This window comes from candidate division WOR-3 bacterium (genome assembly GCA_016926475.1).
Taxonomy (GTDB): domain Bacteria; phylum SDB-A; class SDB-A; order SDB-A; family SDB-A; genus JAFGIG01.
Genome location: JAFGON010000094.1, coordinates 1 through 14,559, shown reverse-complemented (window position 1 = coordinate 14,559; position 14,559 = coordinate 1). Strand labels below are relative to the sequence as shown.

Sequence of the window (14,559 nt, the reverse complement as noted above, 5' to 3'; positions counted from 1 at the left end):
GGAAGTGAATTTGATGACGACAGTTGCTATGGAGAAAGGTTTGAGGTTTGCCATCAGAGAAGGCGGAAAAACCGTGGGCGCGGGTGTCGTCACTGAAATAATGGAATAGGTGGCGTATGGACAAATCGAAAATTGGCACAATAAGAATTAAGCTGAAAGCTTACGATCACGCAGTTTTGGACAAATGCGTCTCTGACATTGTCCACAATGTAAAAAGATCCGGAGGAAGAATAGCGGGACCTATTCCGCTTCCGACACAAAAAACAGTTTATACTGTTTTGAGATCTCCTCACGCTGACAAAAAGTCGAGGGAGCAGTTCGAGTTAAGAATTCATAAAAGATTGATAGATATAGTAAAATCGACTCATCAGACCACTGAAGCGTTGAAGGACCTAAACTTACCCGCTGGAGTCGACGTAGAAATAAAGATGATGACCGAGGAGTGACTGCTGTGAAAGGTTTAATAGGAAAAAAATTGGGAATGACGCAAATCTTTCTTGAAGATGGTCGGGTTGTTCCGGTGACGGTTGTCGAGGCCGGCCCTTGCGTCGTAGTTAGTTGCAACGAAGGAAAAGAGCATAAAAAATTGCTTTTGGGTTATGAAAATGCAAAGCTTCCGAAATCTGAAAAATCATCCAACGAAAATAAAGCGGCTAAAGGGAGAAGAATAAACAAACCTGAAATGGGACTTTTCAGAAAATCGGGAGTTGAACCTTGCTCGATAACGCAGGAGTTCAAAATCGACAAAAATGAAGAATATAAAATTGGAGATGTTCTGACCGTCGAAACCGTCTTTAAATCTGAGGAAATGGTAGACGTCAGGTCAAAAACAAAGGGCAAGGGCTTTCAGGGTGTTGTGAAAAGGTACGGATTCAGGGGAGGAAGAAAAAGCCGCGGATCAATGTTTCACAGAGCTCCGGGTTCTATTGGAGCAGGTACTACTCCTGGCAGGGTTATAAAAGGCCATAAACTGCCGGGTCAGATGGGTAACAAAATAAAAACAATTCAGAACATCAAAATCATAAAGATCATACCGGATAAAAATCTCCTTCTTTTGAAAGGAGCGGTTCCAGGATCAAGCGGATCTTACTTGAGGGTTCAGAATGCGATTAAAAGCAGAGGTAGGGAGTTTGGAAGATGAAACAGCTCGAGATTTACAACGAAAAAGGCGAAGACACCGGTAAAAAAGTTGAATTGCCCGAGAGCGTATTCTCGGTAGAACAGAAACAGAGTGTTGTGCATCAAGCCGTCGTCACTTTCCTTGCAAATCAAAGGCAAGGAAACGCTTCGGTGAAAACCAGAAGGGAAGTCTCCGGAGGCGGTAAAAAACCTTGGAGACAAAAAGGAACTGGAAGGGCGCGTCAAGGGAGCATAAGAGCCGTTCAGTGGAGAGGCGGCGGAATAGCCCATGGACCTAAAGTAAGAAAATACACAAAGAAGTTAAACAGAAAAATGAGAGCTCTGGCGATCAAATCGCTCTTGTCGTCAAAAGCGGAAAAGGGATCCATAAAATGCGTTGAAAAATTGAGCTTTGACAGACCGCAGACTTCGAGGGTTGAATCGATGCTCACTTCTTTGAAGATGAACGGAACCAAAACGTTGATTATAAACGATGAGTATTCAAGAGAGTATGTATTGTCGGCTAATAATCTTCCCGGTGTAAAAACCGCTCTCGTGTCTTGCCTGAACGCTTTCGAACTTATCAACGCCGACAATCTCATTATGACGCCTGAATCCATCGCATTGCTCAAGGAGGTTTTTGCATCGTGACACGTGATAAAGCGAGAGAAATAATACTTAGACCTATTGTGACTGAAAAAAGTACAAAGTTGAAAGAGACCGAGAATAAATATGGTTTTCTTGTAAGCAACAGGTCTAATAAAATTGAAGTCAAGAAAGCTGTGGAATTGCTGTTCAATGTCAAAGTGGAAAACGTCTCTATTATGAACCGAAGAGGCAAAATTAAAAGGCTTGGAAGATTTGAAGGCAGAAAACCTTCAACCAAGAGAGCCGTATGCCTTCTCGCCGAGGGAGACAAAATAGAAATGTTTGAAGGGGCATAAGTTATGGGATTGAAATCTTACAGACCTGTTACACCTATTCAGAGATTTTTAAAAACAGATGACTTTGCGGATATCACCAAAAAGAAACCGGAAAAATCTTTGACAAAAATATTAAAAAAAACAGGTGGCAGAAACAATCAAGGCAGAGTCACGACAAGGCACCGCGGGGGAGGATCGAAAAGAAAATACAGAATTGTAGATTTTAAGAGAAATAAAGACGGTATCTTCGCAGAAGTAAAAGCTATTGAATACGATCCAAACAGGGGCGCGAGAATCGCCTTGATCCATTATGAAGATGGCATAAAGAGTTACATAATTGCCCCATTGAATTTAAAGGTCGGAGATAAGATTAAATCAGGCGACAAGTTGTCCGCGGACATCGGAAACTGCATGGCCGTGGGCAACATTCCAACGGGAATACCGGTGCACAACATCGAGCTCAACCCCGGTAAAGGAGCTCAACTCGCCCGAGGGGCGGGTACCTCGGCTACAATTCTCGCTCACGAGGGTAAATTCTCACACGTCAAATTGCCTTCAGGAGAAATAAGGTTGATAAACCAAAAATGCAGAGCGACCGTGGGAATGGTCAGCAATCCCGACAAATTCAACATTCATTCGGGAAAAGCGGGAAGAACCCGTTGGCTTGGAAGAAGACCGAAGGTTAGAGGAGTCGCTATGAATCCCGTGGATCATCCGCTCGGAGGTGGAGAAGGAAGATCAAGCGGCGGAAGACATCCTGTTTCGCCGAAAGGCCTTCCGACAAAAGGATACAAAACGAGAAAGACAAAACGTTCGGATAAATACATAATTAAAAGAAAATCTAAATAAGGAACAGAGGAGAAGAGCCAATGCCGAGGTCGATCAAAAAAGGGCCGTTTGTCGATCAGAAACTGATAGAAAAAGTCGAAAAAATGAAATCTGAAAGAGATAAAAAGACCATAAAAACATGGAGCAGACGCTCTACGATTACTCCGGATTTTGTCGGGCTGTCTTTTGCCGTACACAACGGAAAAAAGTTTATTCCTGTGTATGTTACGGAAAATATGGTGGGGCATAAACTCGGAGAATTTTCTCCTACAAGGCTTTTCAGAGGGCATGGAGGGAAAAAAGCCGAAGCGGAGAGGAAGAGTAAAGCTCAGGGGTAAGGGGATAGAAAATGCAGACAATGGCAATAACAAAATACGTGAGGGTCACTTCGAAAAAAGCCAGAAGAATTGTTGACTCCATAAAAGGGAAAAGGATCGACGAAGCTCTATCCCTGCTTTCCTTCACAAATTACGCGATATCATACTCTTTAACTAAAACAATAGCATCTGCAGCAGCAAACATGAAGGTCAAGCCTGAAGGCGTCGCTTTGGACGACAGCGACATATACATAAAAGACATCAGAATCGACAAGGGGCCTAGTTATCCCAAGCGTTTCAGGGCAGGAGCCAGAGGAAGGGCTAAACCTATTGTCAAAGAAACCTGTCATATAACGGTCACGGTCGAGAACTTTTCAAAATAGCGGAGGTCAGTTTGGGACAAAAAACACATCCCGTTGGATTTAGAATAGGCATTACGAAGAATTGGGATTCTCGATGGTTCGCGCATCAAAGAAATTTCAGCCAAGGCCTATATGACGACAACAAAATTAGAACTTATCTGAACAGAAGGTTAAACGACTCCAAGGTGGGGTTTTCGAAAATTGAGATTGAAAAAGCCGTCGACAACATAACGATAACTATTCATACCTCAACTCCGGGGAAAATAATCGGAAAACAAGGTAAAGAAATCACCAACCTTCGTGAAGAAGTAAAAGGTTTGATAAACAAAGAAGTCAATTTAAAAATCCAGGAAGTACAAAGTCCCGAGTTAGACGCCAAATTGGTGGCCGACAACATAATGAATCAAATAGTGCAAAGAGTGAGTTTTAAAAGGGCAATGAAAAGGGCGGTGACAAACGCCATGAGACAAGGCGCAAAAGGGATAAAGGTCACGTGTTCGGGACGCCTCGGAGGAGCTGAAATAGCAAGAACCGAATGGTACAGAGAAGGAAACATACCTCTTCACACCCTAAGAGCGGACATAGATTACGCTCAAACTACAGCTCACACTCTTTCGGGAACCGTTGGAATCAAAACATGGATTTTCAAAGGTTTGATAATGAACGACGAAGATCAGCACAGGTTGAATCAACTCGGTCTTTTGGGAGCTAAAAAAGAAAAAAAGAGAAAATAGGAGAGATGAATCATGTTGGCACCTAAGAGAATGAAATACAGAAAACAGCAAAGAGGCAAGAGAAGAGGCGTTTCCAAAGGCGCCAGCAAAATTGATTTTGGAGAATACGGTTTGCAGGCTCTCGAAGCGGCTTGGATAACAGCCAAGCAAATAGAAGCAGCTCGTGTCGCAATAACCAGGCATATCAAAAGAGGCGGTAAGCTTTGGATCCGTATGTTCCCCGACAAACCTATAACTGAAAAACCCGCTGAAACGAGAATGGGTAAAGGGAAAGGAGCGCCAGTGGGTTGGGTGGCTGTTGTCAGAAGAGGAAGGGTGATATTTGAACTCGAAGGGGTAGACGAAGAGACGGCAAAAAGGGCAATGGAGCTCGCTGCCGCGAAGCTTCCTATAAAAACCAGATTTATTTCAGGGCACGATGTAGCTTAGCAGAGGTGAAAGATGAAAGCTAAAGAAATTAGAGAACTTACGGAACAGGAATTGATGCACAGGCTGGACGAAGTAAACGAAGAAATTTTTAAATTGCGTTTTAGAGTCATGTCGAATGCAACGGACAAACCGGCAAACATAAGAAACGCCAAGAAGGAAAAAGCCAGAATTCTGACGATACTAAGAGAAAAGCAAATCGCACAGAAGGGGAATATCGAAAATGGATAACGCGAGAATAAACAGAAAAAAAATAAGGGAAGGAATAGTCGTTTCGGACAAAATGGATAAGTCCATAGTTGTGAAAGTTGAGAGAAAATTCGCGCACCCCCTTTACAAAAAAATAGTAAAAAAGTATAAAAAGTTTATTGCTCATGATGAAAACAATTCCGCCCAAGAAGGCGATTTCGTAGTTATTATGGAAACAAGACCTCTTTCAAAAAATAAATGCTGGACTCTATCAAAAATTCTGAGGAAAGCAAAGGGAGAACAAGGAGATATTTAAATGTTGTCTGAAAATTCAACTTTTGTAATCGCCGACAATTCTGGCGGAAAATGGGGAACCTGCATAAAAATTCTCGGCGGGAGCAGAAGGAGATACGCCAGAGTCGGTGATAAAATTATGATTGTCGTCAAAGAAGCGATACCAAATGCTACCGTGAAAAACAAGACAAAACATAACGCGGTTGTAGTCAGAACTAAACAACCCGTAAAAAGAAAAGACGGAACTATTGTGAGGTTCGATCAGAACGCTGTTGTAATAATTGATGAAACAGGGACCCCGAAAGGTACGAGAATTTTCGGTCCCATAGCGAGAGAACTGAGAGAAAGAAATTATTTGAAAATCGTGTCTCTCGCACCGGAGGTCGTATGATGAAAAATCCTGTTAAGTTGAATCTGAAAAAAGGCGATACGGTGAAAGTGATGACTGGGAATGACCGTGGTAAACAGGGGAAAATATTGTTTGTCTTTCCTGAAAAAAACAAAGCGATAGTCGAAGGAATAAACCTCGTCAAAAAACACCAACGCGCTAAAAGCCAGACTGAACAAGGCGGAATAATTTCAAAAGAGTCACCGATAAACCTTTCAAACTTAATGATTGTATGCCAATCTTGCCACGCTCCTACGAGGGTGAAAAGGAACCCTGATAAACCTGGAGAAAGAATTTGTGCCAGGTGCGGCGCGGTTTTAGCAAACAAGTGAGGAAAAATGGCAAAAGAGAAAAAGTCTAAAACTCATGATCAGTCGGTTTCAGGAAAATCGCTTCAAAAAATCGAGTTGATGGAAAAACCCAACCAGGACAAGAGAATTCCGAGAGTTAAAGAATACTATGATCAAACAGTATCAAAAGAACTCGGAAAGAAATTCGGTTACAAAAAAATGGATGTCCCGAAACTCGAAAAAATAGTCGTAAGCATGGGCGTGGGTAAAGCAATTGGAGACTCCAAGCTTATTGAAGCGGCTGTAAACGATCTTATGATAATTACCGGGCAAAGGCCATCGATCAGAAAAGCCACAAAAGCAATATCCAATTTCAAACTGAGAGAAGGCATGCCTGTAGGGGTGTCCGTAACCTTGAGAAACAAAATGATGTATGAGTTTTTTGACCGTTTGATGAATGTTGCAGCCCCTCGAATAAGAGATTTCAGGGGATTTAAAACAGACGGATTCGACGGAAGAGGAAATTATAATTTCGGTTTAACTGAACAAATAGTGTTCCCGGAAATTGATTACGATAAAGTTTACACAATAATGGGCATGAATATAACCATAGTGACCACTGCTAATACGGATGAAGAGGCACGATCGCTGCTTGAACTTATGGGCGTGCCTTTTAGAAAGAGTTCAACAGAAAAGGCGGGAGCTTAAATGGCTAAAAGATCATGGAAAATTAAGCAAAAAAGAGAGCCGAAATACTCAGTCAGGAAGTATAACCGTTGTTTCAGATGCGGTAGGAGCAGAGGTTATATGGGGGATTTCGGTCTTTGCAGAATTTGTTTCAGAGAATTAGCTTTAAAAGGCGAGATCCCTGGAATAAAGAAAGCAAGCTGGTAGGGGGTTAAAATGTCGATGAGCGATCCTATTGCAGATATGCTTACGAGACTTAGAAACGCTCTTATGGTGAAGAAACAGTCTGTTTCAATGCCGTATTCGGATCTGAAGTTTAGAATAGCTAAAATTGCCGAAGCTGAAGGCTATCTCGCTAAAGTCGAAGAAGTCAGCGAAAAGGGCAAAAAGAACATCAGAATTGAACTGAAATACACTTCTAATGGCAAACCGGTTATAACGACTTTGGAGAGAGTCAGCAGACCCGGATTGAGAGTTTACAAAGAATACAAAAAGCTGCCGAGAGTTATGGAAAATTTAGGTATTGCCGTAGTGTCTACCCCGCTTGGTTTAATGACGGACGCTGAAGCGAGAAAGAAAAGAGTAGGCGGCGAGATATTGTGTAACATTTGGTGAGGTAATAATATGTCGAGAGTTGGAAAAAAACCCATAAGTATTCCTAAAGGGCTAAAGGTTGAAATTAATGGAAATTCAATAGTAGTTGAAGGTCCTCTTGGCAAGAAACAAGAATCTTTCCCCTTTGGTGTAGAACTTAAAATGCAGGAAAATACCCTCATTGTCGAGAAGAAAGATGAAAATTCAGGAAAATTTCAGGGTTTGGCCAGGGCTTTAATCGCAAATATGGTTGAAGGAGTTACAAAAGGCGTTGAAAGACAGTTGGAGATAAACGGGGTGGGATACAGAGCGACTTTGGACAAAGAAGACCTCGTCATCTCTATTGGGTACTCTCACCCGATAAGAATTTCCTCCAAGCCACCGGAAGGTTTTTCGGGCAGTAAAATCAAGACGAGTAAATGGATAAAAAAACTTGAAGGCATTAAATTCGAAGTTTCCCCGGACAATACCTTGATTACGATAAAAGGGAATGACAAGCAAACCGTCGGACAAATGGCCGCTTTGATAAGATCCATAAGACCTCCGGAACCATATAAAGGGAAGGGGATCAAATACAAAGGCGAGTGGATAAGGCGTAAAGCCGGTAAAGCAGCTGCAACCGGAGCGAAATAAAAGAGGAAGATGATATGGACAAAAATAAACAAAAAAGAAACAGCAGGTTGAAAAGGCACAGCAGAATACGGATGAAAATTTCGGGTGACAATGAAGTGCCGAGACTTAATGTATACAGAAGCCTGAGGCACATATACGCTCAGCTGATAGATGACGTAAGCGGCAAAACGCTTGTTTCCTCTTCATCTTTGCAAGATGCAGACAAACTCGATAAAGTCCAGGTTGCCGAATCTGAAAAAAATGGATTAAAAGGCAAAATACTGATGGCTAAAAAAACCGGAAAAATTCTCGCGGAAAAAGCGGTAGAGAAAAATATAAAGAAAATTGTTTTTGACAAAGGATCTTATAGATACCATGGAAGAGTAAAAGCTTTTGCGGAAGGCGCTAGAGAAGGAGGTCTTGAATTTTGAAACAAGAAGTAATCGAAACAACTGAATTATTCGATCAAACCGTCGCCATCAAAAGAGTCGCGAAGGTAATCAAAGGTGGACGGCGTTTCAAATTCTCCAGCGTAGTCGTCGTGGGCAATGGTAAAGGCAAAGCGGGAGTGGGCACAGGGAAAGCGTCTGAAATCGCTAACGCAATTTCAAAAGCGACAGAAAAGGCAAAGAGGAATATGACTGACATATGTGTCTTCGGGACCACCATACCTCATTCGGTCGTAGGAGTTCACGGAGCGAGCAAGGTTCTGTTGAAACCTGCTTCCAAAGGCACAGGTGTCATAGCCTGTTCAGTTGTCGGCGCAGTGCTTAACGCTGCGGGAATTAAAGACATACTGACAAAATCTTTAGGATCGAATAGTTCCGTCAATCTTGCAAAAGCGACAATGAAAGCGCTGACCCAGTTGCGGTCCCCGGAAGAAGTCGCCAAGGTAAGGAACAAGAAAATTGAGGATATTTTACCCAAGCAAAGGTGAGATTCAAGGAGCGGAGATGATGAAAAAGTTCAGAATAACACAGACAAAGAGCCCTATAGGCAGGCATATATCTCAGAAAAAAACGATTTTCGCTCTGGGTTTAAGGCACATAAGAGATTCCGTTATTATTGAAGATTCCCCTCAAGTTCGAGGCATGATTGAAAAGGTAAAACATCTTGTTAACGTAGAGGAGTTGACGGCATGAAACTTCACGAATTATCTCCGACTCCCGGAGCGACACACAAGAAAAAAAGAGTGGGCAGGGGTATCGGTTCAGGGCACGGAAAAACAGCCACCAGAGGCACAAAAGGTCAGAAATCAAGATCAGGCTCTTCTACTCCCCCATGGTTTGAAGGCGGAAAAATGCCACTTCAGCGGCTTGTTCCCAAAAGAGGGTTTAAAAATGTCAGCCGCAAAGAATTTAAACCGATAAATTTAAAGAGGATAGAAGACCTTGGACTGACAGAAGTCACCCCAGATACGCTTTATGAAAAGAAAATAATAAAGTGGGGTGAGAAAATAAAAATACTGTCAGAAGGAAATCTTTCTAAAGCTGTTGTGTTTAAAGTTCACGCCTTTTCTCATTCGGCCAAAGAAAAGATCGAAAAAGCCGGAGGGACAGTTGAATTAATAGGAATAGACAACACGGATGTGGTTAAGTGATTAAGAGTTTTCAAAATATATTCAAAGTCGAAGATCTCCGAAAAAAAATTTTCTGGACGGCGTTCCTTTTGGTGATTTACAGGCTTGGAGGGCACATTCCGCTTCCGGGTATCAATGCTGTAGCGCTTTCTAAGTTTTTTCAAGCTCAACAGGCGGGTATATTAGGTCTTTTCGATATGTTTGCGGGAGGCAACCTTGGAAGGGCAACGGTTTTTGCTCTCGGAATCATGCCTTACATTACAGCCTCGATTGTTTTCCAGTTGCTCGCTTCGATAGTACCCTGGCTTCAAAAACTCCAGAAAGAAGGAGAAGAAGGCAGAAGGAAAATAACACAATACACTAGATACACTACCGTCGGATTGGCGATTTTTCAAGCTTTCAGTATTGGAATATATCTTCAGTCTCAATCCATAGAAGGGCTGGCGCTCGTCAACAATCCGGGATTTTTGTTTATGACAACGACTATAATATCTCTGACTGTAGGGACTGTTTTCGTCATGTGGTTGGGAGAAAGGATTACCGAAGTAGGTATCGGAAACGGAATATCCCTTATCATTATGGTCGGTATCGTAGCAAGTTTTCCCATGGACGTTGCCAGAACCTTCATGCTTCTTAAAACAGGCGTTATAAATGTTTTTACGGTTGTAATAATAGTACTGCTGATGGTTCTTATCACAGCTTCTGTTGTTCTGATCACCCAAGGACAGAGAAGAATTCCTGTACAATACGCAAAAAGAGTGGTTGGAAGAAAAGTATACGGAGGGCAATCGACACATCTTCCGTTGAACGTCAACAGCGCGGGTATAATACCCATAATATTCGCACAATCTATAATGATGTTTCCCCAGACAATAGCCCAGTTTTTCCAAAACAGCACTAGCGCTTCTTTTCTCGCGTTGTTTTCAGCCTGGATGCAACCCGGTGAACTTATTTACAACTTGATTTATGTGGTTTTGATTGTATTTTTCGCGTATTTTTATACTTCGGTTGTCATCAACCCAAATGATTTAGCGGACAACATGAAGAAATACGGCGGTTTTATTCCAGGGTATAGACCGGGAAGGAAAACCGCTGAATATATTGATTTCGTCGTAAGCCGCATAACGCTTCCCGGATCGGTATTTTTCGCGTTTATCGCTGTTTTGCCGATGATACTAATTCAGAAATTCAACCTTCCATTTTATTTTGGAGGAACTTCGATTCTCATAGTTGTCGGGGTCGTTCTGGACACCATGAGGCAAGTAGAGGCTCAGCTTATGATGAGGCATTACGAGGGATTTTTGAGTAAGGGCAAAATAAGAGGAAGAAGATAAATGCCGTTATTACCTGACAGTAAAATTGTCGTCTTCATCGGACCTCCTGGGGCGGGGAAAGGAACTCAAACTGAACTCCTCGGGAAAAGCAGAAGTTATAAATCGTTGATCGCCGGCGATATACTCAGAGCCGAAGCCAGCAAAAGCACTCAATTCGGCCAGAGACTGAATAAAATTATCTCTGAAGGCAAGCTGATACCTGATGAAATCGTCTTGGAGGTTTTGGAAAAGGCAATAGAAGAAAAGGACGGTGTCTCTCCCGTGCTTATTCTGGATGGATTTCCCAGAACTATTGGTCAGGCGGAAGGATTGGAAGAGATGTTGATAAGAAAAGGCAAGCAATTAAACAAAGTTTTTTATTTTCACATAAAACCCGAAACCGCGATAGAAAGAAATTCAAACAGAAGATATTGCCCTGTCTGCAAAAAGGTGTATAATCTCAGAACCGATGAGCCTGCGAAAAAAGGCGTTTGTAAAATCTGCGGGTGTAAATTGGTAACAAGAGAAGACGACAAACCCGAAATTATCAGGGATAGACTTTCGGTCTACGAAAAACAGACAAAACCCCTTCTCGACTTTTACCGAAAAAAAAGTTTACTTGTGGAAGTTGATGGAGAAAAGGCGAAAAATGAACTTATGAGAGATTTGGAGCATGAACTTGATGACTGAAGGAAAAGGGAAAAAAGGAATTCAAATAAACGGAATAGTCCAGGAAGTTTTACCAGGCTTGAAATACAGAGTTTTGATAGAAAACACGCAGCATCTGGTTCAGGCATACCTTTCAGGTAGGATGAGAATTAACTACATTAAAATTTTGCCGGGGGATAAAGTTATTCTGGAACTTTCTCCTTACGACATGACAAAAGGTCGAATTATATACAGACAGAAATAAAGGGGAAAATATGAAAGTCAGAGCTTCGGTGAAAAAAATTTGCAAGGATTGCAAAATAATAAGAAGAAACAACATCGTTAGGGTGATTTGCAAAAAAAACCCAAAGCACAAACAGCGTCAGGGATAGGAGGTGTTTTTTGGCAAGAATTTCCGGTATTGACCTTCCGAGAAATAAAAGGATAGAGGTCGCGTTAACATATATTTTTGGCATAGGCCTCAAGACATCTCAGACTATACTTAAAGCTATAGACATAAACCCTTCTTTGAGGTCAAATGAATTGACGGAAAAAGATGTGGAAAAGATTAGACGGTATTTAGACGAAAACGTAAAAGTCGAAGGTCAGCTAAGGGCGGAGGTTGCTCAAAATATCAAAAGGCTCAAGGAGATCCAATGTTACCGGGGCTTGAGACATGCAAGGGGACTTCCCGTCAGAGGGCAGAGGACTAAGACAAACGCGAGGACCAGAAAGGGACCCAAAAAAGGCGCTATAGCCGCTAAAAAAGTCACTCTTAAAAAGTAATCGCCCAAAAAGTTATGAATTAGGAGGATAAGTGTCTGCTAAGAAGGTAAAATCCGAGAAGAGGACAAAGAAAAAAACAAAGGTCGACACAAACGGTGTCGCGCATATTCATTCGACATTCAACAACACAATAGTCACGTTGACGGACAATCAAGGCGGAACAATCAGTTGGGCTTCTTCGGGGACGACCGGACAAAAAGGCTCGAGAAAGGGAACGCCGTTTGCTGCGGGTGAAGCTGCAAAAGAAGCCGCGAAAAAAGCTATGACTCTCGGATTAAAAAGAGTTGAAGTCTGGGTCAAAGGACCTGGCCCCGGAAGGGAATCGGCGATCAGATCGCTTGAGGGATCGGGGCTTGAAGTGGTGTTGATCAAGGACATAACGCCTATTCCTCACAACGGATGCAGACCGCCTAAAAAACGCAGAGTATAAAGTCGGGGGTAAAAACAGATGGCAAGATATATTGGACCTAATTGCAGACTTTGCAGAAGAGAAGGAGTAAAGCTATTTCTCAAGGGAGAAAAATGTTTTACAACAAAATGCCCCATGGAAAACGAGAAAGTCAAGTCTCCGGGGGTGGCTATGGGGAGAAAACGGAGGAAGATGAATCTCTACGGAGATCAGTTAAGAGAAAAACAGAAAGTAAAAAGACAATACGGAGTTTTGGAGAAGCAATTCAGAAATTATTTTGAAGACGCTTCAAAACAAAAAGGCGTCACTGGCACTATTCTTCTTCAGCTTCTCGAGAGAAGATTAGACAATGTCACGTATAGAGCGGGTTTTGCGCCTTCAAGGAAGTCAGCCAGACAGCTTATTAGACACGGTCATTTTTTGATCAACGGAAGAAAAGTGAGTTTTCCTTCATACCAGGTGAAAATCGGCGATTTAATTGAGATTAAAGACAGAAGCAAATCACTTGATCTGGTCAACGGATCCCTTGAAGCGAGAAAGCAAAGGGGTATACCGAGCTGGATTTCGCTGGATTTTGAAAAAAAGAAAGCGGTATTCAACGCTATACCAGAAAGAATGGATCTTCCTCCTGACATAAGGGAGCACTTAATAGTAGAGCTCTATTCGAAATAAAAGGGGAAAAGAATGAAACTAAAACCAATTCAGATACCTAAGAGTGTCGTGGTAGAAGAAGAAAACGCTGACTATGGAAGGTTTACGCTCGACCCTCTTGAAAGAGGTTTCGGTTTCACGTTAGGCAACGCCTTGCGTAGAATTCTTCTTTCTTCCGTACAGGGGGCGGCAATTACGAGGATGAGAATAGACGGCGTGGACCATGAGTATGTCCCGATTCCAGGGGTTATGGAAGATATAATTGAAATAGAGATAAGATTGAAAAAAGTGAGAATTACAGCAGATTGCGACCTTCCTGTTACGCTTGAAATCAGAAAAAAAGGTCCCTGCACGGTTAAAGCAGGCGATATTTGGACTCCTGCAGGAGTAAAAATTGTCAACCCGGATTTGGAGATATGCACTTTGGGCAGAAACGCGGATCTGAAAGCGGATTTGGAAGTCACTTCAGGAACAGGTTATTGTCCAATCGAGCGGATAAAAACAAAGAACGCGCCTCTGGGTACAATATTTCTCGACGCTGTGTTTTCTCCGGTGACAAAAGTAAATTTTGCTGTAGACAACACCAGAGTGGGAAATAGAACCGACTTCGACAAACTGGTTGTTGAAGTCTGGACTGACGGAACCATAAAACCTTTAGACGCTTTGTCGCACTCGGGTAAGATTCTTAAGGATTACGCTTCTGTTTTAATAAACTTTGAGAAAGAACCGGAAACCATTGTTGAAGAAGAAGTGGATGAAGACAAAAAAAGAATGAAGAAATTGTTGTCGCAGAAGGTTGAGGAACTTGAACTTTCCGTCAGAGCGGCAAATTGTCTTAAAGAAGCAAAGCTAAAAAATCTTGGTGATTTAGTTCAAAGAAGCGAACAGGAAATGCTGAAATATAAAAATTTCGGCAAACGATCATTGCAGGAACTCGTAAAGGTTCTTGAATCAAAAGGGTTGAGATTCGGAATGGATGTCAGCGAGTACCTGGAACAAGAAGAAACGGAGAAATCAGATGAGGCATAAAATACAAGGAAGAAAACTCGGAAGAAACGAGGCCAACAGAAGAGCACTTCTCAGAAACGCGGCGAGTTCGCTTTTGCTGCATGGAAAAATAAGAACCACCAAATCAATAGCAAAAGAACTTCAGCCCTATGTAGAAAAAATAATAACAAAAGCTAAAGTGGATGACTTCAACGCGAGAAGATACGTAGCCAGACTCGTATACGGAAAAGAAACAGTACAGAATCTTTTCGAGAAGATCATGCCGGACATGAAGGACAAAAACGGCGGGTACACGAGAATATACGGTCTTGATTTCCGCCAGGGAGACAACGCGAGAATGGCGCTTATCGAGCTTTCATCATATAAGGATGAGAAAAAGGAGAAGAAGGAAAAGAAGCCGGC

Annotated in this window: 31 protein-coding genes; all 31 read left to right on the top strand. The window is 42.2% G+C overall.

Features of this window, described 5'->3' with window-relative positions; translation table 11 throughout:
* On the top strand, positions 1-109 hold a 109-nt coding region (locus tag JXA84_09400; protein MBN1151420.1), incomplete at its 5' end, for a hypothetical protein.
* 7 nt (positions 110-116) lie between these two features.
* Positions 117-446, top strand: coding sequence for a 30S ribosomal protein S10 (gene rpsJ, locus JXA84_09395; GenBank protein ID MBN1151419.1), 330 nt, complete (start codon positions 117-119; stop codon positions 444-446).
* A 5-nt stretch (positions 447-451) separates the two neighbouring features.
* Positions 452-1,141, top strand: coding sequence for a 50S ribosomal protein L3 (gene rplC, locus JXA84_09390; GenBank protein ID MBN1151418.1), 690 nt, complete (start codon positions 452-454; stop codon positions 1,139-1,141).
* Complete coding sequence (rplD, locus tag JXA84_09385) at positions 1,138-1,770, top strand: 50S ribosomal protein L4 (GenBank protein MBN1151417.1); 633 nt, start codon at positions 1,138-1,140, stop codon at positions 1,768-1,770. Before rplC ends, rplD begins: the two co-directional genes overlap by 4 nt.
* Positions 1,767-2,063 (top strand): 50S ribosomal protein L23, encoded by a 297-nt coding sequence (rplW, locus tag JXA84_09380; protein ID MBN1151416.1) that lies wholly within the window; start codon positions 1,767-1,769, stop codon positions 2,061-2,063. The genes rplD and rplW overlap by 4 nt, the downstream gene beginning before the upstream one ends.
* Positions 2,064-2,066: 3 nt before the next feature.
* On the top strand, positions 2,067-2,891 hold the full coding sequence (gene rplB / locus JXA84_09375) for a 50S ribosomal protein L2 (protein ID MBN1151415.1): 825 nt from the start codon (positions 2,067-2,069) through the stop codon (positions 2,889-2,891).
* A 20-nt stretch (positions 2,892-2,911) separates the two neighbouring features.
* Positions 2,912-3,208, top strand: a complete 297-nt coding sequence (rpsS, locus tag JXA84_09370) for a 30S ribosomal protein S19 (protein ID MBN1151414.1) — start codon at positions 2,912-2,914, stop codon at positions 3,206-3,208.
* An 11-nt stretch (positions 3,209-3,219) separates the two neighbouring features.
* Positions 3,220-3,570 carry a 50S ribosomal protein L22 gene (rplV, locus tag JXA84_09365; GenBank protein MBN1151413.1) on the top strand — a complete coding sequence of 117 codons (351 nt, stop codon included), beginning with the start codon at positions 3,220-3,222 and terminating at the stop codon, positions 3,568-3,570.
* 11 nt (positions 3,571-3,581) lie between these two features.
* Positions 3,582-4,283 (top strand): 30S ribosomal protein S3, encoded by a 702-nt coding sequence (gene rpsC, locus JXA84_09360; GenBank protein ID MBN1151412.1) that lies wholly within the window; start codon positions 3,582-3,584, stop codon positions 4,281-4,283.
* A gap of 12 nt (positions 4,284-4,295) precedes the next feature.
* On the top strand, positions 4,296-4,712 hold the full coding sequence (gene rplP, locus JXA84_09355) for a 50S ribosomal protein L16 (GenBank protein MBN1151411.1): 417 nt from the start codon (positions 4,296-4,298) through the stop codon (positions 4,710-4,712).
* A 12-nt stretch (positions 4,713-4,724) separates the two neighbouring features.
* The gene (gene rpmC, locus JXA84_09350) at positions 4,725-4,940 is read left to right on the top strand and encodes a 50S ribosomal protein L29 (GenBank protein ID MBN1151410.1); all 216 of its coding nucleotides are present in this window, start codon (positions 4,725-4,727) and stop codon (positions 4,938-4,940) included.
* Complete coding sequence (gene rpsQ, locus JXA84_09345) at positions 4,933-5,214, top strand: 30S ribosomal protein S17 (GenBank protein ID MBN1151409.1); 282 nt, start codon at positions 4,933-4,935, stop codon at positions 5,212-5,214. Before rpmC ends, rpsQ begins: the two co-directional genes overlap by 8 nt.
* The gene (gene rplN / locus JXA84_09340; protein MBN1151408.1) at positions 5,215-5,583 is read left to right on the top strand and encodes a 50S ribosomal protein L14; all 369 of its coding nucleotides are present in this window, start codon (positions 5,215-5,217) and stop codon (positions 5,581-5,583) included.
* Positions 5,583-5,912 (top strand): 50S ribosomal protein L24, encoded by a 330-nt coding sequence (locus JXA84_09335; protein MBN1151407.1) that lies wholly within the window; start codon positions 5,583-5,585, stop codon positions 5,910-5,912. The genes rplN and JXA84_09335 overlap by 1 nt, the downstream gene beginning before the upstream one ends.
* A gap of 105 nt (positions 5,913-6,017) precedes the next feature.
* Positions 6,018-6,578 carry a 50S ribosomal protein L5 gene (gene rplE, locus JXA84_09330; GenBank protein MBN1151406.1) on the top strand — a complete coding sequence of 187 codons (561 nt, stop codon included), beginning with the start codon at positions 6,018-6,020 and terminating at the stop codon, positions 6,576-6,578.
* A complete protein-coding gene (locus JXA84_09325) occupies positions 6,579-6,764 on the top strand; it encodes a type Z 30S ribosomal protein S14 (protein ID MBN1151405.1) in 186 nt (61 codons plus the stop codon).
* A gap of 9 nt (positions 6,765-6,773) precedes the next feature.
* Complete coding sequence (rpsH, locus tag JXA84_09320; GenBank protein ID MBN1151404.1) at positions 6,774-7,172, top strand: 30S ribosomal protein S8; 399 nt, start codon at positions 6,774-6,776, stop codon at positions 7,170-7,172.
* Between the two features lie 9 nt (positions 7,173-7,181).
* Positions 7,182-7,784, top strand: coding sequence for a 50S ribosomal protein L6 (rplF, locus tag JXA84_09315; GenBank protein MBN1151403.1), 603 nt, complete (start codon positions 7,182-7,184; stop codon positions 7,782-7,784).
* 14 nt (positions 7,785-7,798) lie between these two features.
* Positions 7,799-8,194 (top strand): 50S ribosomal protein L18, encoded by a 396-nt coding sequence (locus JXA84_09310; protein MBN1151402.1) that lies wholly within the window; start codon positions 7,799-7,801, stop codon positions 8,192-8,194.
* Positions 8,188-8,700 (top strand): 30S ribosomal protein S5, encoded by a 513-nt coding sequence (gene rpsE / locus JXA84_09305; protein ID MBN1151401.1) that lies wholly within the window; start codon positions 8,188-8,190, stop codon positions 8,698-8,700. The genes JXA84_09310 and rpsE overlap by 7 nt, the downstream gene beginning before the upstream one ends.
* A gap of 19 nt (positions 8,701-8,719) precedes the next feature.
* Positions 8,720-8,905, top strand: a complete 186-nt coding sequence (gene rpmD / locus JXA84_09300; GenBank protein MBN1151400.1) for a 50S ribosomal protein L30 — start codon at positions 8,720-8,722, stop codon at positions 8,903-8,905.
* Complete coding sequence (gene rplO / locus JXA84_09295; protein MBN1151399.1) at positions 8,902-9,363, top strand: 50S ribosomal protein L15; 462 nt, start codon at positions 8,902-8,904, stop codon at positions 9,361-9,363. The genes rpmD and rplO overlap by 4 nt, the downstream gene beginning before the upstream one ends.
* Complete coding sequence (gene secY / locus JXA84_09290; protein ID MBN1151398.1) at positions 9,360-10,676, top strand: preprotein translocase subunit SecY; 1,317 nt, start codon at positions 9,360-9,362, stop codon at positions 10,674-10,676. Before rplO ends, secY begins: the two co-directional genes overlap by 4 nt.
* Positions 10,677-11,345: a nucleoside monophosphate kinase gene (locus tag JXA84_09285; GenBank protein ID MBN1151397.1), complete on the top strand. Its 669-nt coding sequence runs from the start codon at positions 10,677-10,679 to the stop codon at positions 11,343-11,345.
* A complete protein-coding gene (infA, locus tag JXA84_09280; protein MBN1151396.1) occupies positions 11,338-11,568 on the top strand; it encodes a translation initiation factor IF-1 in 231 nt (76 codons plus the stop codon). Before JXA84_09285 ends, infA begins: the two co-directional genes overlap by 8 nt.
* A 10-nt stretch (positions 11,569-11,578) precedes the next feature.
* The gene (gene rpmJ, locus JXA84_09275; protein MBN1151395.1) at positions 11,579-11,695 is read left to right on the top strand and encodes a 50S ribosomal protein L36; all 117 of its coding nucleotides are present in this window, start codon (positions 11,579-11,581) and stop codon (positions 11,693-11,695) included.
* Between the two features lie 10 nt (positions 11,696-11,705).
* The gene (gene rpsM, locus JXA84_09270; GenBank protein ID MBN1151394.1) at positions 11,706-12,089 is read left to right on the top strand and encodes a 30S ribosomal protein S13; all 384 of its coding nucleotides are present in this window, start codon (positions 11,706-11,708) and stop codon (positions 12,087-12,089) included.
* Between the two features lie 31 nt (positions 12,090-12,120).
* Complete coding sequence (rpsK, locus tag JXA84_09265; GenBank protein MBN1151393.1) at positions 12,121-12,519, top strand: 30S ribosomal protein S11; 399 nt, start codon at positions 12,121-12,123, stop codon at positions 12,517-12,519.
* Positions 12,520-12,537: 18 nt separating this feature from the next.
* The gene (rpsD, locus tag JXA84_09260) at positions 12,538-13,170 is read left to right on the top strand and encodes a 30S ribosomal protein S4 (GenBank protein MBN1151392.1); all 633 of its coding nucleotides are present in this window, start codon (positions 12,538-12,540) and stop codon (positions 13,168-13,170) included.
* Positions 13,171-13,182: 12 nt separating this feature from the next.
* Positions 13,183-14,178, top strand: a complete 996-nt coding sequence (locus JXA84_09255) for a DNA-directed RNA polymerase subunit alpha (GenBank protein ID MBN1151391.1) — start codon at positions 13,183-13,185, stop codon at positions 14,176-14,178.
* A partial coding sequence (gene rplQ, locus JXA84_09250; GenBank protein MBN1151390.1) for a 50S ribosomal protein L17 occupies positions 14,168-14,559 on the top strand: 392 nt, incomplete at its 3' end. The genes JXA84_09255 and rplQ, both read left to right, overlap by 11 nt.

Coding starts and splice junctions, on each gene's coding strand:
- rpsJ (MBN1151419.1), top strand. CDS start 117: ATGGACAAATCGAAAATTGGCACAATAAGAATTAAGCTGAAAGCTTAC.
- rplD (MBN1151417.1), top strand. CDS start 1,138: ATGAAACAGCTCGAGATTTACAACGAAAAAGGCGAAGACACCGGTAAA.
- rplB (MBN1151415.1), top strand. CDS start 2,067: ATGGGATTGAAATCTTACAGACCTGTTACACCTATTCAGAGATTTTTA.
- rpsS (MBN1151414.1), top strand. CDS start 2,912: ATGCCGAGGTCGATCAAAAAAGGGCCGTTTGTCGATCAGAAACTGATA.
- rplV (MBN1151413.1), top strand. CDS start 3,220: ATGCAGACAATGGCAATAACAAAATACGTGAGGGTCACTTCGAAAAAA.
- rplP (MBN1151411.1), top strand. CDS start 4,296: ATGTTGGCACCTAAGAGAATGAAATACAGAAAACAGCAAAGAGGCAAG.
- rpmC (MBN1151410.1), top strand. CDS start 4,725: ATGAAAGCTAAAGAAATTAGAGAACTTACGGAACAGGAATTGATGCAC.
- rpsQ (MBN1151409.1), top strand. CDS start 4,933: ATGGATAACGCGAGAATAAACAGAAAAAAAATAAGGGAAGGAATAGTC.
- rplN (MBN1151408.1), top strand. CDS start 5,215: ATGTTGTCTGAAAATTCAACTTTTGTAATCGCCGACAATTCTGGCGGA.
- JXA84_09335 (MBN1151407.1), top strand. CDS start 5,583: ATGAAAAATCCTGTTAAGTTGAATCTGAAAAAAGGCGATACGGTGAAA.
- JXA84_09325 (MBN1151405.1), top strand. CDS start 6,579: ATGGCTAAAAGATCATGGAAAATTAAGCAAAAAAGAGAGCCGAAATAC.
- rpsH (MBN1151404.1), top strand. CDS start 6,774: ATGTCGATGAGCGATCCTATTGCAGATATGCTTACGAGACTTAGAAAC.
- rplF (MBN1151403.1), top strand. CDS start 7,182: ATGTCGAGAGTTGGAAAAAAACCCATAAGTATTCCTAAAGGGCTAAAG.
- JXA84_09310 (MBN1151402.1), top strand. CDS start 7,799: ATGGACAAAAATAAACAAAAAAGAAACAGCAGGTTGAAAAGGCACAGC.
- rpmD (MBN1151400.1), top strand. CDS start 8,720: ATGAAAAAGTTCAGAATAACACAGACAAAGAGCCCTATAGGCAGGCAT.
- rplO (MBN1151399.1), top strand. CDS start 8,902: ATGAAACTTCACGAATTATCTCCGACTCCCGGAGCGACACACAAGAAA.
- JXA84_09285 (MBN1151397.1), top strand. CDS start 10,677: ATGCCGTTATTACCTGACAGTAAAATTGTCGTCTTCATCGGACCTCCT.
- infA (MBN1151396.1), top strand. CDS start 11,338: ATGACTGAAGGAAAAGGGAAAAAAGGAATTCAAATAAACGGAATAGTC.
- rpmJ (MBN1151395.1), top strand. CDS start 11,579: ATGAAAGTCAGAGCTTCGGTGAAAAAAATTTGCAAGGATTGCAAAATA.
- rpsD (MBN1151392.1), top strand. CDS start 12,538: ATGGCAAGATATATTGGACCTAATTGCAGACTTTGCAGAAGAGAAGGA.
- JXA84_09255 (MBN1151391.1), top strand. CDS start 13,183: ATGAAACTAAAACCAATTCAGATACCTAAGAGTGTCGTGGTAGAAGAA.